This window comes from Cocleimonas flava (genome assembly GCF_004339015.1).
In the GTDB taxonomy this organism is placed as follows: domain Bacteria; phylum Pseudomonadota; class Gammaproteobacteria; order Thiotrichales; family Thiotrichaceae; genus Cocleimonas; species Cocleimonas flava.
Genome location: NZ_SMFQ01000002.1, coordinates 187,349 through 201,610 on the forward strand (window position 1 = coordinate 187,349; position 14,262 = coordinate 201,610).

Annotated in this window: 17 protein-coding genes; 9 read left to right on the forward strand and 8 right to left on the reverse strand. The window is 40.5% G+C overall.

Annotated elements, in window-relative coordinates; all coding sequences use genetic code 11:
- Positions 1 to 141: 141 nt before the first annotated feature.
- From EV695_RS00860 to EV695_RS00890, 7 genes are all read right to left on the reverse strand, one after another.
- Complete coding sequence (locus EV695_RS00860) at positions 142 to 966, reverse strand: dienelactone hydrolase family protein (protein WP_131904034.1); 825 nt, start codon at positions 964 to 966, stop codon at positions 142 to 144.
- Between the two features lie 226 nt (positions 967 to 1,192).
- Positions 1,193 to 1,504, reverse strand: a complete 312-nt coding sequence (locus EV695_RS00865; RefSeq protein ID WP_131904035.1) for a c-type cytochrome — start codon at positions 1,502 to 1,504, stop codon at positions 1,193 to 1,195.
- An 88-nt stretch (positions 1,505 to 1,592) separates the two neighbouring features.
- Entirely contained in the window at positions 1,593 to 1,970 is a 378-nt protein-coding gene (locus tag EV695_RS00870; protein ID WP_207906914.1) for a copper chaperone PCu(A)C, read from the reverse strand.
- Between the two features lie 73 nt (positions 1,971 to 2,043).
- Entirely contained in the window at positions 2,044 to 2,679 is a 636-nt protein-coding gene (locus tag EV695_RS00875; protein WP_165874588.1) for an SCO family protein, read from the reverse strand.
- A complete protein-coding gene (locus EV695_RS00880; RefSeq protein ID WP_131904038.1) occupies positions 2,673 to 3,665 on the reverse strand; it encodes a hypothetical protein in 993 nt (330 codons plus the stop codon). Before EV695_RS00880 ends, EV695_RS00875 begins: the two co-directional genes overlap by 7 nt.
- Positions 3,666 to 3,693: 28 nt before the next feature.
- Positions 3,694 to 4,827, reverse strand: coding sequence for a copper-containing nitrite reductase (gene nirK / locus EV695_RS00885; RefSeq protein WP_207906915.1), 1,134 nt, complete (start codon positions 4,825 to 4,827; stop codon positions 3,694 to 3,696).
- Positions 4,828 to 5,278: 451 nt separating this feature from the next.
- A complete protein-coding gene (locus EV695_RS00890; protein WP_131904039.1) occupies positions 5,279 to 5,971 on the reverse strand; it encodes a Crp/Fnr family transcriptional regulator in 693 nt (230 codons plus the stop codon).
- Positions 5,972 to 6,465: 494 nt separating this feature from the next.
- Between EV695_RS00890 and EV695_RS00895 the strand changes: the two genes are divergently transcribed.
- From EV695_RS00895 to EV695_RS00935, 9 genes are all read left to right on the forward strand, one after another.
- Positions 6,466 to 6,903 carry a c-type cytochrome gene (locus tag EV695_RS00895; protein ID WP_131904040.1) on the forward strand — a complete coding sequence of 146 codons (438 nt, stop codon included), beginning with the start codon at positions 6,466 to 6,468 and terminating at the stop codon, positions 6,901 to 6,903.
- Between the two features lie 12 nt (positions 6,904 to 6,915).
- Positions 6,916 to 8,310 carry a cbb3-type cytochrome c oxidase subunit I gene (locus EV695_RS00900; RefSeq protein ID WP_131904041.1) on the forward strand — a complete coding sequence of 465 codons (1,395 nt, stop codon included), beginning with the start codon at positions 6,916 to 6,918 and terminating at the stop codon, positions 8,308 to 8,310.
- A 108-nt stretch (positions 8,311 to 8,418) separates the two neighbouring features.
- Complete coding sequence (locus tag EV695_RS00905; protein WP_131904042.1) at positions 8,419 to 8,796, forward strand: magnetosome magnetite crystal formation protein family; 378 nt, start codon at positions 8,419 to 8,421, stop codon at positions 8,794 to 8,796.
- A gap of 137 nt (positions 8,797 to 8,933) precedes the next feature.
- Positions 8,934 to 9,518, forward strand: coding sequence for a cytochrome c oxidase subunit 3 family protein (locus tag EV695_RS00910; RefSeq protein ID WP_207906916.1), 585 nt, complete (start codon positions 8,934 to 8,936; stop codon positions 9,516 to 9,518).
- A 13-nt stretch (positions 9,519 to 9,531) separates the two neighbouring features.
- Positions 9,532 to 9,792 carry a cytochrome C oxidase subunit IV family protein gene (locus EV695_RS00915; RefSeq protein ID WP_131904043.1) on the forward strand — a complete coding sequence of 87 codons (261 nt, stop codon included), beginning with the start codon at positions 9,532 to 9,534 and terminating at the stop codon, positions 9,790 to 9,792.
- Between the two features lie 35 nt (positions 9,793 to 9,827).
- Entirely contained in the window at positions 9,828 to 10,631 is an 804-nt protein-coding gene (locus tag EV695_RS00920) for a CbbQ/NirQ/NorQ/GpvN family protein (RefSeq protein ID WP_131904044.1), read from the forward strand.
- 5 nt (positions 10,632 to 10,636) lie between these two features.
- On the forward strand, positions 10,637 to 11,068 hold the full coding sequence (locus EV695_RS00925) for a hypothetical protein (RefSeq protein WP_131904045.1): 432 nt from the start codon (positions 10,637 to 10,639) through the stop codon (positions 11,066 to 11,068).
- 136 nt (positions 11,069 to 11,204) lie between these two features.
- Positions 11,205 to 11,411, forward strand: coding sequence for a zinc ribbon domain-containing protein (locus EV695_RS00930; protein WP_131904046.1), 207 nt, complete (start codon positions 11,205 to 11,207; stop codon positions 11,409 to 11,411).
- Positions 11,412 to 11,414: 3 nt separating this feature from the next.
- On the forward strand, positions 11,415 to 13,271 hold the full coding sequence (locus EV695_RS00935; protein WP_131904047.1) for a nitric oxide reductase activation protein NorD: 1,857 nt from the start codon (positions 11,415 to 11,417) through the stop codon (positions 13,269 to 13,271).
- A gap of 31 nt (positions 13,272 to 13,302) precedes the next feature.
- On the opposite strand, the gene EV695_RS00940 is transcribed toward EV695_RS00935, so the two are convergent.
- Positions 13,303 to 14,253: a sigma 54-interacting transcriptional regulator gene (locus tag EV695_RS00940; RefSeq protein ID WP_131904048.1), complete on the reverse strand. Its 951-nt coding sequence runs from the start codon at positions 14,251 to 14,253 to the stop codon at positions 13,303 to 13,305.
- Between the last annotated feature and the right edge of the window lie 9 nt (positions 14,254 to 14,262).

Below are 14,262 nucleotides of genomic sequence, written 5' to 3' on the forward strand. Positions count from 1 at the left end.
GTCGAGCTATAACTAAGCTTTTGCATAAATTCGTTCTAACGTTTTAAAAAACAAAACGAGAACTCATTCAAATAGGGGGGTGACTTAATTTTAGTCACCCCCCTACTTAGAGGCACTTTTTCTTCGTTGTTTAAATGAATACTAACTAAGGTTAGCTTTCAAAAACTCAGTAGTCCTCTTCCATGCAGTTGCAGCATCTTCAGCGTCGTATCTTGCACCTGTTGGATTTGCGAAAGCGTGATTGGCGTCGTACCAATTCACTGATAATGAATCCTTCTTGCCTGCTTTTTCCATTTCAGCTTCGAAGCCTCCGACCATTTCTTTATTGATGTTTTGATCTTGAGTACCGAAGTGGCCAAGTACTGGGCCTTTTAGTGATTTAAGTTGATCTGCTTTTTGGGTGACATAACCGTAGTAAACGATGGTTGCATCGACAGGTGTTGCGATTGAGGCGTTCACAGACCAACCGCCACCGAAGCACCAACCCATGGTGCCCACTTTGCCATTAGATTGTTTGTGATTTTTAAGGTAATCAACCCAACCCACTAAGGTTTCGGTTGCCTTGTCTCCATCAACGGCTGACATTAATGCTTTCGCTGATGGCGCATCTGTTCCGACTTTACCGCCATATAAATCTACTGCTAAAGCGACATAACCCATTTCTGCCAGTTCGGCAGCGACCGCTTTGATTTGATCATTTAAACCCCACCACTCATGAATCAATAAGACTGTGGGTGCTTTTTCTGCTTTGGGTAAAGCGATTGCGGCACTGACTTCTGTGCCATCTGCTAGTTTAATCGATACATTATCAAGCTTTGCCGCAGCTGCCTGAGATAGCTCAGGAAAGGCCAGTACTGATGCCAACGGTAAACTCGCTAGCCCTTTTAAGAATAAACGTCTGTCTTCTGGTTTTACTTTTATTTCTGGTAGATGACTCTGATCACCACACCCGTCTAAATCACACATTTACAATCTCCCGTATTTATTCAATGAATTAATCAATTTTTGTTAACTGCAAATATCTTCTTCTATCAAGAATTCTAGTACAGAGTTGAGAAATTAATACGTAAATATGAAAGTTAGACTGCAAAAAAAGGGGCTATAAGTAGGGGGGTGTGTTTGAATAAAAGCAGAACTTGAGCGCCCTGCTTTTATTCGGGCACTATTGCATGCCTTGAAAAATTATTTTCTATTAACTTGATGAAGCTAAAAACTCAGCAATTGCCTTAATTTCTTCATCAGTAACAGCTGCCATAATGCCTTTCATGACTGCTGATTGACCATTACTGCGCGCGCCGCTTTTAATATCTTTCATTTGTTGTTCTGTGTATTCCTTGCTTTGACCTACAACCTTTGGATACGCAGGCGCAATTGGGCTCTTACCGTCAGCACCATGACATGCCAGACAACCTTTAGACGCATACAAAGCCTCTCCATCAGCGGCGAACACACTCGGACTCATAACAAGCATTAAGGTAGTTGCTAATAATATTTTTTTTGACATTGTTGATCACTCCAAAGTGGGTTTAGTTTAAGTTCTTTGTGCATCTTAGTGGGACTCCACTGTAAAAGCCTTGAGGTATATCAAGCGCTCATTCAGCTGAAACTGGAACGTTGATTTTTAATTTTCCGGCTTTTTCAAATTCCAGAGTGACTAAAACCTCTCCGTCTTGTTTGATCACATCATGGTTAATATTCATAAACATTAAATGATATGACATCGGTTTTAATATCAACTGAGCCCCTGGCTCGAATACATAATCTTCGACATGATTCATTTTTGCCATGCCATCTATGATCTCTGACTTATGTAGCATAATCATGCCTGCATCAGAACTGATGTTGATGAGGGTATCCTGAACATTTCCAGTATTTTCAATAACTCCATACGCCGCAGCGCTTGTTGCAACAGGGGGAGGTAAAATCACACGCAGCTGCTGTGTAGAAATAGTAGAACTATTGTCTGCCATTACATTTACCGTACAGCTTACAAAAACGAATAACCAAAAAAGTCTTTTGATCGCATCTATCATTCGCGTATTTTTATTCATTGATTAACATCCTTATTTTATGCGCAAAGTCATCTCTGGGGGTTCCTGTGTATTCCAAGCTTCTGGTGTAACCCTCCTTATCTATAAGGTAAAGCACAACAGTGTGTGAAAAGAGTGACGCTTTTTCATTTGTGTCGCTGGTTTTTTGTGGGGTTGTTCTTCTAATTTCTTTGGTGGCAACTTTGCCTTCAGAAAGATCACTATATTCGGCTTTATACAACGATGTTATGTGTTTGATTTGTTCGTTTGAACCTGACAAACCGATAAAATCTTTATTGAAAAATTGAACAAATGCTTTTAAATGCTCAGGGGTATCATAATCAGGATCAATCGTTACAAAGATAAAACGACTCTGTTCTTGTTCTTCTTTTGATAAGTTACTGTAAAGCTTTTTCAAATACCCTAAGGTAAACGGACAGATATCTGCACAATTGGTATAACCAAAGGCCAGTACAACCGTTTTGCCTTTATAGTCTGCAAACGTTACGTTGTTGCCATCACTATCTACAGCCGTAAAATCCCCACCTACACCACTTAATATGGGCAAGCTCATTTGATTGGCCAACGATATTTGAGAGGGGCCAAATATCATTAGAGCCATGACTAAATTTTTGATTATCTTTAACATACCAAGCCCATCCATGGAGCGGTTACAGGAAGTAGATGTTCTTCAGTGATTGAGATTACTTCCCATGATTGATCGGTTTTAATGTGTACTTTAATTTCTTGATGAATTCGGGCAATTACTGGCTTACCTTTCGGGCTAGTGCCTTTCCATTCGAGGATAAGATCAATAACAAAAGTATTTGATTCATTGTCTTGATTTTTAATATCTAGAGAACGTAGTAGGTGACCACCCTTTGCAAGGAGTTGCCTTCTTTTTACTAATATTGAAGGTATCGAATCTTCTGAATGATCCGACCCCATATTCAGTGAATATGTCGCTTTATCTAACCACGCTGATCCATTCATTGTGGGTTTTAATATTTTCACGCCATCAATATAGGCTAACCATGCATAGGTAAACTCCCTCACCTTGTAATGCGAGCGATTGTATTGATGTGTCTTTGCCTTTTTTGTATCTACAGTTTTTGTATCTGCGTTTTCTGTATCTGCGCTTTGTATCGTTTCACTTTTATTTCTGCTGATGGTTTTTATCAGAGGCTGATTTTCATTAAGCAGAAAAGTGTTTTTAAACACAAAGGTTTCATCGAGTAATTGCGTCTGCAATTCATTTTTCACGCTATGTATAAATTTTGATTTAACGTTGAACTGATAACCATTGTCGTTTTCAAGTTTGAGCAAGTCATTACTAGTGATCAGTATTTGAGAAATATTCTTAGGATATTGAGATCGATAATCACTCCATTGATCTCCAGTATTTTTAGTGTTGAAACTAGATTGTCTATCTTCAGCCTGATTATCAGTAATCAAACTTCCATACCAATTCATAATCACCACGGCGATGGTATTTAGTGACGTACTATATTCGCTACGATCTTCTATTTTAGAGGGAGCTGCATGAGCAACTCCCGCTAAAACTTGAGGAATAAATAGTGGCATAAAGAGTGACAAAAAGAGTGCCATAAAGGTAATGATGCTTGTTAATTTCATGGCTATTTCCTATCAATCTAAGCTGCTATTAAACAATAGGACCTGCTTTTTGTACCTGCTCCATCAGATCATTATTCCATTCACCTTCAACAGACACATGACCTAAGGCGCCCAACATAACCGCTTCAATTAAGTTGTGGTTTACATAGGCATAAACACCGGGCTGCTTGAAGGTATACATTGCTGCACCTGCTTCACCACCAAGAATCGACCATGTTTCTCTGTCTACTGTTGGTGTGTTATTAAACGAGCCACCTGGCCAGACCAGATCACCATGTCCGCCAATCAAATGGATACGTGTATCTTCATTGGCTTGCGAATGAAGGAATAAAACAGTCTCTCCAACTTTTGCTGTCATCGCGTTATCGCCAGTTAACGCACCGACTTTGCCATTAAACGTAATATGCGTTGGATTCAATCCTTCCATGATTTTCAATGTATCTCCCATTGCTGCTATTGGAGAACTGTAACGCTTATATTTGCCTGTCTTATCATCAAAAGGAACGTACCAACCCTGTTCACCGATATAATAAACTTTGTCGTAGGTAACTGATTTTCCGTTGTTATCTTTCAAACCATCGCGAGGTAATACTAAAAGTGCACCGTACATTCCTGTTACAACATGATAAGGAATCATGATGCCACCAGGTGCACAGTGATAAACAAATACGCCTGGTCTATCACATTTAATACGAAGAATTGTTTGCTGACCTGGTGCAACGTGAGTTAACCCACCTCCACCTAATGCTCCCGTTGAAGCATGGAAGTCAATATTATGTGTCATCGTATTAGTTAGAGGATTTCTGAGCGTTAACTCAAGATAGTCACCTTCATGAACAACCATCATTGGTCCAGGATTTGTACCATTGAATGTCATCGCCTGAACAAATACTCCTGGCTTTATTTCAATCTCTTTTTCTTCGATATCCATCACCACCTGAACCACTTTTGGTCCACCTTTAGCGACTTGGTCGTGCTCAGGTAAAAACGGAGGGTTTACAAGTTTTTGAGAAACTCTCTCCAAATCTTTAACATTTGCTTCTACACCGATTTCACCAATTTTGGTGGGTGCTTCAGCAACGGCAGAAGAGCTAGTTACTAGGGCCGCTGATGTAGCAGCAATCGCGGAAAGTAAAAAATCTCTCCTTTTCATTTGCATCATTTGTTTCACTTTATACTCCAATAAGTTTGTATGTCTGAATTCAGGAGTAGTATGAGGTTAAAAGAAGGAGCACCTCCTTGATGTAAATCAACGGCTCCTCTTTATAAGTTGATAAATATCAAACTATAGAGATTAACGGAAAGATGATTGGAAGCATTCTTTTTGAATATGAAGCTGCTGTTTTAAATCTTCGCACACAATACAAATGTAGCTTCTGGTTTGATCACTCGACCTACATCAAATCACAGGACTATATTTAGACAATCAGTTTTGTTAAGGAAGTAAAGAGATTAAAAGACGAGCCTTTAAACGAATCAAAAACTAGTCATAGTTTTGATTTGTGGTGCAGATTTAAAATAAAAAAAGAACTTTGCTATCACTAAAATAAGTTAATAAAAGACGATAGTTATATTAAAGACGATAGTTAAATTAAAGATTTCATTAATTTCTATTAAATGAATAACATTTCTCTTAGTTTAGACGGATCTTTAACAAGGATATGTTCATCATATACTTCTATTAATTCATCTTGTGAAAGGCTTTTCAGAGTACGTGAAAATGTTTCAGGGGTGACTGAAATTCTGGAAGCAATGATACGTTTAGGCGCACCCAAGATTACTTTGGTTTCTTCAACACTTCCATGAGGAATATCTTCAAGCAAATAACTGATCAAACGATAGGACGCATTGTGCAGGCTTAAGCGCTCCATTTCATTCATCAACCAATGCAAGCGAGCACTTAATCGACCAATGACTTTGAGACAGGCTTCGGATGAATTGCTCAACACCTGTATATATTTTTCAGCATTAATACGAAGTACTTTGGCATTACTCAACGCTTTTGCATTAACCGGATAGCCCTCCATGCCGTTTAAAATAATCACTTCCGCGAATGTATTGCCAGGATTGATGATATCGACGACTTTCTGCGTTCCTTCAAATGACAATAAGCTTATCTTGATCTTACCTTCAACCAGCAAGAAAAATTCGGTTGCCGGTTGCTTTTGTGAAAACAGAATTTCACCGGCACTCAATTCACAGACAGAAGTCCCCTGCAAGATCGTCGCAAAATCGCCTTCTTCAATATCCATAAACAGGTAATTGCTACGCATCGCTTCTTTATATTCAGGGTTTAAAACTTGCATTGCTATCCTTCGATTGATTATTCATTTTATAGCGATCATTTAAGCCTTTCAGTGCTATCAAAAGAGTATACCGAATCACTGCATAGTTGTAATAACTTGATCAACATCAAGGTCATCCTTATTTCATCACTACTATCCAAACTCGTAAACCATGAAGCGCACATTTTTGTTGCTTATTTTTAGATTGCGTTTTCAATTACGTTTTCAAATTAAGAGCAAGTGTTGACGGAGACTTTTCATGATCTTTTCTACTAGCTGAAATCATTCATCGATCGTAGCCTTAAAAAAGTGCCTCAAAGGTGGGGGGTGCCTTTACACATTCCGGAATGAATTAACAACAGTGCCTTTGTTCGTAGCAAAGAATATTCACTGCCGAATTGATTTTTATCAATTAATTTTTATTAGCTATAGACCACTTGATGCACATCAAGGCTAGCCGAGTCCTATGTGGATACAGTCGCGGCAACTATTAATGGACTGGAGTGTATATTGCTATGAGAGAGACCTTTACAAAAGGTATGGCTCGCAACATTTATTATGGAGGAGGGGTTTTCTTCTTCCTGGTACTTATTGGATTAACCGTGGATACGGTGAGAGGCCTACCAAAAACCGATAATTCACAGAACCTTACCGAGGAAGTCGCAGCGGGTAAGAGACTGTGGGAAATAAATAACTGCATTGGATGCCACACTTTATTGGGAGAAGGCGCTTACTTTGCACCTGAACTGGGTAATGTTTACACCCGATTTGGCGAAAGCACTGATGCAATCAAAGGCTTTATTATGAGCCGTCCTAAAGATGGTATTCCGGGTCGACGCAGCATGCCGCAATTCAACTTTACTCCTGATGAGTTAGAAGAAATTGCGCAGTTTCTTAAGTACGTTGATGGCATTAAAGTCGCCAGAGACTGGCCACCAAATAAAGAAGGGTAAGGGAGAAATCACATGAAATATCAATCACAATCCATAGCAAAGCTGTATTTTATTGCCGCTATTGGACTCTTCGTGGGACAAATCCTTTTTGGTGTCACGCTGGGTCTTCAATATGTCATCGGTGATTTCCTATTCCCCGAGATTCCTTTTAACGTGGCACGTATGGTTCACACCAACCTATTAATCGTTTGGCTTCTGTTTGGCTTTATGGGTTCGGCTTATTATCTGGTTCCTGAAGAATCAGAGCGTGAGCTTTACGCCCCTTGGCTGGCCAAGTTAATGTTCTGGATATTCTTAATCGCTGGCGCGTTAACCATTCTTGGTTACTTGATGGTGCCTTATGCAACCTTGGCAGAAATCACCATGAATGATTTATTGCCAACCATGGGACGAGAGTTTTTAGAGCAACCAACTATTACTAAAATAGGCATCGTTATTGTTGCACTGGCTTTCTTGTTCAATATCGGCATGACCATTCTTACTGGTCGTAAAACTGTTATCTCGCTGGTTTTATTGACGGGCTTAATTGGTCTTGCAGTGTTCTTCCTGTTCTCATTCTACAACCCAGACAACGTGGTTATGGATAAGTACTTCTGGTGGTTTGTGGTACATCTATGGGTTGAAGGTGTATGGGAATTAATCATGGCTGCAATGCTGGCTTATGTATTGATTAAGGTTACAGGTGTTGACCGCGAAGTTATCGAAAAATGGTTATACATCATTATCGCGATGGCATTGATCTCTGGCCTAATCGGCACAGGTCATCACTTCTTCTGGATTGGTGCACCGGATTACTGGCAGTGGTTGGGATCTATATTCTCTGCAATCGAGCCAATTCCATTCTTCATGATGACTTTATTTGCCTTCAATGTGGTGAATAAAAGACGCCGCGACCATCCAAATAAAGCAGCGGTATTATGGGCACTCGGTACAGCGGTTATGGCATTCCTTGGCGCTGGTGTTTGGGGCTTCCTACACACACTTGCACCGGTTAACTTTTACACTCATGGTACTCAGATCACAGCGGCTCATGGCCACATGGCGTTCTACGGTGCTTATGTAATGGTAATTTTAACCATGATCTCTTACTCAATGCCATTAATGCGCGGTAAACAGGCAGGCAATGCAAGAGCTCAGGTTATTGAAATGTGGTCATTCTGGTTGATGACTGTAGCGATGGTGTTTATCACCCTATTCCTTACAGGTGCTGGTATCTTGCAGGTTTATTTACAGCGATATTCAGATACACCATTAGGTTTTATGGCAACTCAGGACAAGCTCGAGATATTCTATTGGGCACGTGAAGGAGCTGGCGTTATCTTCCTCATTGGCTTATTTCTTTATATCTATAGCTTCTTTGCGAAAGGTGAAGACGTTGTGATGCCTGAAGCTGCAGTGGCTAGTTAACAGATTCTGTTAATGTGTCTTTAAAAAATACCGCTTCTAAAGCGGTATTTTTTTAGTCACGAACTCTGTCCAATTAAACGATCAAAATACTTAAAAGGAAAATGAGCGATGATGAAATCTGAAACATCCAAAAACAATGAGCAACAGCTCAAAAATGCATCGAATGCTGCCCTCGCCTCTTTGTTAAATTTAACGATTTTACCCGTCATTAGTTTTATCGCGTTGTTGTTTATTTATAAGAAAACACAACCCGGAAACATTGATCATTATCATGCAGTTCTTGGCATAAAAATAAACATTACAGCAGCGCTGGCATTATTTTTAGTCAGCACATTGATGATAGTGCTTGGTGGTTTTCATTCGCCCTGGACGTGGGTGTATGTAATCACTTATTTCACCATTGTACATACGATATTTATCGTTTTTGCGATCTGGGCATTAGTACGATCATGGTCTGGAGACAAATTAAGGTCTAAACACAATTAGTTAATACTAAAAGCCACCCCCCACCTTTGGGGCACTTTTTTTATTAGGCGAATCGTTATTCATCACTTGATGATCATCAAGGCACTTGCCGCTAATCATCATTACAGTTAAGTCATTAAAATTAGAATAGAAATACTGTGAATACTGCAATTATCGAACAAGAACCAAAGCTACTTCCGGGCGATTTAGCCATCTGGTTTTTTATATTTATGGAACTGCTGGTTTTCGGCATTGCTTTTATTAGTTATGCCGTAGTTCGTGTACAAAATGAGGATATGTTTAATCAATTCCAGTTAACGCTGAATACCGAATTAGGCGCGATTAACACTATTGTATTGATAACTTCCAGCTACTTTGTCGTACGTGCTGTGCATACGATTAAAAATCACGGTGATTATATTGGCTGTTCACACTGGCTATATGCCGCAATAGCAGGCGGTGGTGTATTTCTCGTTTTAAAATCATTCGAATACTACGATAAGTTTTCAGCAGGCATTAGCCTCAGCACCAATACGTTTTACATGTTTTATCTATCGCTAACGATGTTCCACTTTTTGCACGTCATCCTCGGCATGATTATCTTGCTGGCAATTGCGATAAAAGCACAACGCGGTGGCTATAGCGCAAGCAATCACATCGGTGTTGAATCCGGTGCTTCCTATTGGCACATGGTGGATTTGGTCTGGATTATTTTATTCCCCCTTGTCTATGTAATGCGCTAGTGAGCAATCGATTATGAGAAGTTATTTCAACATTCACACCATCTGGATTGCATTGATATTACTCACACTTTCCACTTACGCCATGGGAGCACTTGGTTTTAGCGGGCTTCCTATTGTGATTGTGCTGTTACTCACTGCTGCAATTAAAGGGGTATTGATCATCAGTGAATTTATGGAATTGCGTGGCGTTTCTTTGTTATGGCGAGTCATTATGTATGGCTGGCTATGGACCGTAATTATTGTGATCGCGATTACATACGCTATCACTATTTAGCTTAAATATTTATCAACTCAAACAGGCACCATTCAATGAGTAATATCCCTTTTTATCAAAGCCAGAACAATGAAGTTGAATTGTTTGGACACGCTTTCAACAACCAGCTCCCACTATTGATCAAGGGACCAACTGGCTGTGGTAAAACGCGTTTTATTCAACACATGGCAGCCAAATTAAACCGCCCACTTTATACCGTTGCCTGTCATGATGACCTTACAGCAGCAGACCTTGTTGGTAGACATTTAATTGGTGATGGCGAAACCTATTGGCAAGATGGCCCACTGACTAAAGCAGTGCGTGAAGGTGCTATTTGTTATCTGGATGAAGTGGTTGAAGCGCGTAAAGATACGACTGTTGTGCTTCACCCACTGACTGATGATCGTCGCATTTTACCTATCGAACGTACCGGTGAAGTATTGACTGCATCACCAGAATTTATGTTGGTTGTTTCTTATAACCCTGGTTACCAAAATCTGCTAAAAGGGATGAAACCTTCAACACGCCAGCGCTTTATCTCCATGCGGTTTGATTACCCGGATATTGAAACCGAAACCACTATCGTCCAGCAAGAAGCAGCGATTGATAAAGATACTGCCATCCAGTTGATCGAATTGGCGCACGCTTTGCGTGTATTGAAAGATCATGATCTGGAAGAGTCTGCATCTACCCGTTTATTGGTTTATGCGGCTACCTTAATAAAGTCCGGATTTGACCCCATCGATGCTTGCCGCGCTGCAATTATTGAGCCTTTGAGTGATGATGAAGAAACGGTTGAAGCGTTGATGGAAGTAGTCAGAGCTAAAATTGTGCCGACGAAAAAGGACGCATCAGTTTAAACGCTATGAAGTCACCAAACACCAAGGTTGCTAGCGAATTTATCGCAAAAGAACCTAGACAAGCCGAAGATCATGCGGGCACTATTGCTGAAGCATTCTTCATTGCGAATCTGCTGTTTGTGGGTATTTTTTATTTTCTGCTTTGGGGCTTATATTTTATGGCCTACAAGAATGCATCTGCCGTAAGTAAACATCACCTTAAACAAACGTTAATCGCGAGCAGCGTGAGTACATCTATCGCAATATTACTCAATATTATTATTCTGCTAACGACAGGATATGCTTCAGCGACTGCGCTTATTTTAGCGGAAGTGTATCTGATGGTCATTGTTCCTGCTTTTTTGATTGCAGGTATTCTGGGTTTTACCAAAGCGGTTCAGGGATTGGACTTTACTTTCCCTTTAATTGGTCGTTTTGCTGCGAGTGCACAAACCTAATGAATAAGCTTGTCACACATTATTCTAAAAAAACGGCCCCACGAAGCATAAATTCTATTTACGTTTTAAAACAACAAAAACGTAATATCATTCATAAGTGGGGGGGTGCCTTAGCTTACTTAGAGGTTGATATAACATGAGAGAGCTAAGCTGCGCCCATTGTGGCAAAACCCTATCTGCTGATGATAAATCCTGTCCTCATTGCGGTATGCCGTTAGCCCCCAATCAGAGAAAGACGCCACAAGGTAAATTCATACTCTGGTTTATCGCCATCGTGATTTTCTGTGCGCTAATGATTTACCTTCTGCCCTTTTTGGGCTCTACAAGATTTCCGGGGCGATAACTTATGTTAGAGGAATTTGTTGGCGAAACCTGGCACAAGTTTATTACAAAACGTGCGGATAAAAGCTATCCGGAAGCGGTTGTGCATCTGGATGAGGTACGACGCACTGCTGGCATTTTCTTTCGTGCGCTTGGTGGCGAAGGTGGCTTACGCGTTGAAAACGCAACGGATTCTGAAGTTCATGCAAAACGCACTATTTTGCAACGCATAGCAGGTATTGCCGATAAAACCCAATACGCCTGGAGAGACGAAGAAACACTTCGCTTACCCGATAGCATCGCCCTATTTCCTACTCGTCAGCTGAATCTGGATTTATACCTCTGGTTAACCGCCTTATCGGTGATTGATAGTAATAATGCTACCGCTAAAGACTGGATTAGTCGTAATCAATACTGCACCTTAAGCACACTAGCCATCTGGCCGGGCTTGAAGCCACGTTATGACAATCTACTGCAGGCGCATTTACAGCAACGACCAGACCCTAAACACTTAAGCAAAGGCGAAGCGAACCAGGAAACTGCAATCCAGAATGCTTTAATGGATTCTGACAAAGCAGTTCAGCTTCAGTATGCCAAAAGACCACCTCAACCTGTGCCATTGTGGTTACACCCATCACCGCCTGAAGAAGAATTTTCTAACAGCATACCTCCTCAAGACCCTGATTTTGACGAGGCTGCTCAATCCAAAGAACAGAAAAAAGATCAGGAAAAACAACAAAAGCGCAAACAGGGAAAACGTACTGAAATGCCGGATGGTAATTCAGGTTTGATGAGTTTTCGCCTTGAAAGTCTCTGGAGTTGGGCCGAATACAGTAAAGTAGATCGCACCAGTACCGAAGATGACGATGACAATGCCATGCGAACCGCAGAAGACATGGATAGCATTACCGTTGCTCAAGACAGTAAGACCACATCAAGCAAGATTAAACTGGATCTCGATTTACCTTCCAGCAACTATGATGACATCGTATTAGGTGAAGGGCTTCCTATCGATGAATGGGATTATAAACAGCAGCGCATGCAAAAAGATCACTGCCGTTTACAAACCATGGTGTCACGCGATGCAATCCCTACTGAATTGCCCGAGAGGCTTAGGGCTCAGACACATAAAGTGCGTCGCCAATTTGAGGTTTTAAAACCACAACGCGTATGGAAGAATCGCCAAAACGATGGCACTGAATTAGATCTGGAAAACTACGTTAATTACCTCACTGATCGCAAGCATGGTCATGTGCAAAGTGACACACCGGTTTATCGAGAGTTGAGAAACCAGAACCGCGACCTTTCCTGTTTATTGCTGGCTGATCTTTCACTCTCAACCGATGCACATATTAATAATGATTCACGCGTGATCGATGTGATTCGTGACTCTTTGTATTTATTCTCTGAAGCATTGCATGCAACGGGCGATCGTTTTGCCTTACATGGCTTTTCTTCACGAAACCGTAATCATGTTCGTTTCTACAATATCAAAGATTTCGATGAAAATTACAATGATGAAGTCCGTGGACATATCGATGCTGTAAGGCCGGGTTATTACACGCGCATGGGTGCGGCAATTCGACATGCAACCGAGCAATTATCCAAACAGGCAACCAGCCAAAAACTCTTATTAATTCTCACCGATGGCAAGCCAAATGATCTTGATAAGTATGAAGGTCGTTATGGAATTGAAGATACGCGCATGGCAGTGCTAGAAGCGGAAAAATTAGGCGTGAGACCGTTCTGCGTCACCATTGACGAACAAGCTGAAGATTACCTGCCTTATCTATTTGGTAGTCGCTCTTTTGTGCTTATTCGAAATGCCGCGGAGTTACCGAAGAAGCTGCCACTATTATACTTACGACTAACTAAAAACTAGCTATAAGTAGGGGGGTGTCTTTCACTAGATACTATAAATTGATCGAATACTTTTTTAATCGGTATAGCAGTGTATCTCTAGTTAAACCTAATAAGCGCGCCGCCTGGGATTTATTACCGCCGCTATTACGCAATGCCTGCTGCATCAAATCGACTTCTAAAACCTCTAACTCAACGCCAGATTCGGGTAGTGTAAAAATCGATTTGGAACTTAACTCGGTATAGTGTCTAATTTCCGCGGGAAGATTCGTCACTTCAATGTTTTTGTTTTGGAATAACAAAAACATGCGTTCACAGAAATTGCTTAACTCCTGAATATTACCGGGCCAGTTATATTGCTTTAATTTGTGGATGGCTGGTGTACTAAATTCTGGAGCAGGTCTTCGATGTTGTTTTACCAATTGCTTGAAAAAATGGTCTGCTAATAACATGACATCATCTTCTCTTTCAGACAGCTTAGGTAGCTCAACTGGGATAGTACATAATCTGTAATACAAATCTGCGTTGAATTTACCTTCGGCGACTAAATCTCTTAAGTTCTCAGAACTACTAGCTACTATTCTTACATCTAATTTTTGTTTCTTGAATGACTTGAATTGTTGAGTTGAAAGTACTTGTGCATTATCGATCAAATACAGTAATTGAGCTTGAGCCTCAAGATTCAGGTGAGTGACTTCTTGCAGATAGAGTGTTCCTGTATGAGCCTGAAATACAAATCCATTTTGTTCTGGTGTTAATTTATTAGCATAAGAAAACAATAACGATTCAGACGTTTCAGCAAAAAATGCTGCACAATTCACACTTATCAAATGATTACGTTTGCTTGCTTCATGTAAATATCGAGCTATCGATTCTTTTCCGGAGCCAGTTTCACCCAAAACCAAAACCGGCACATCGAGTTTTGCAATTAAATCAGTAACTCTAAGCGCTTCTTGAAACTTGGTTGAGTTACCTATTAATTTAATTTTTTCTCGATTCGTCATAATGAAATG

Excerpts from the sequence above, each read along its gene's own strand:
- EV695_RS00860 (WP_131904034.1), bottom strand. The coding sequence starts at position 966 with ATGTGTGATTTAGACGGGTGTGGTGATCAGAGTCATCTACCAGAAATA.
- EV695_RS00865 (WP_131904035.1), bottom strand. The coding sequence starts at position 1,504 with ATGTCAAAAAAAATATTATTAGCAACTACCTTAATGCTTGTTATGAGT.
- EV695_RS00870 (WP_207906914.1), bottom strand. The coding sequence starts at position 1,970 with ATGGCAGACAATAGTTCTACTATTTCTACACAGCAGCTGCGTGTGATT.
- EV695_RS00875 (WP_165874588.1), bottom strand. The coding sequence starts at position 2,679 with ATGTTAAAGATAATCAAAAATTTAGTCATGGCTCTAATGATATTTGGC.
- EV695_RS00880 (WP_131904038.1), bottom strand. The coding sequence starts at position 3,665 with ATGAAATTAACAAGCATCATTACCTTTATGGCACTCTTTTTGTCACTC.
- nirK (WP_207906915.1), bottom strand. The coding sequence starts at position 4,827 with ATGATGCAAATGAAAAGGAGAGATTTTTTACTTTCCGCGATTGCTGCT.
- EV695_RS00890 (WP_131904039.1), bottom strand. The coding sequence starts at position 5,971 with ATGCAAGTTTTAAACCCTGAATATAAAGAAGCGATGCGTAGCAATTAC.
- EV695_RS00895 (WP_131904040.1), top strand. The coding sequence starts at position 6,466 with ATGAGAGAGACCTTTACAAAAGGTATGGCTCGCAACATTTATTATGGA.
- EV695_RS00900 (WP_131904041.1), top strand. The coding sequence starts at position 6,916 with ATGAAATATCAATCACAATCCATAGCAAAGCTGTATTTTATTGCCGCT.
- EV695_RS00905 (WP_131904042.1), top strand. The coding sequence starts at position 8,419 with ATGATGAAATCTGAAACATCCAAAAACAATGAGCAACAGCTCAAAAAT.
- EV695_RS00915 (WP_131904043.1), top strand. The coding sequence starts at position 9,532 with ATGAGAAGTTATTTCAACATTCACACCATCTGGATTGCATTGATATTA.
- EV695_RS00920 (WP_131904044.1), top strand. The coding sequence starts at position 9,828 with ATGAGTAATATCCCTTTTTATCAAAGCCAGAACAATGAAGTTGAATTG.
- EV695_RS00925 (WP_131904045.1), top strand. The coding sequence starts at position 10,637 with ATGAAGTCACCAAACACCAAGGTTGCTAGCGAATTTATCGCAAAAGAA.
- EV695_RS00930 (WP_131904046.1), top strand. The coding sequence starts at position 11,205 with ATGAGAGAGCTAAGCTGCGCCCATTGTGGCAAAACCCTATCTGCTGAT.
- EV695_RS00935 (WP_131904047.1), top strand. The coding sequence starts at position 11,415 with ATGTTAGAGGAATTTGTTGGCGAAACCTGGCACAAGTTTATTACAAAA.
- EV695_RS00940 (WP_131904048.1), bottom strand. The coding sequence starts at position 14,253 with ATGACGAATCGAGAAAAAATTAAATTAATAGGTAACTCAACCAAGTTT.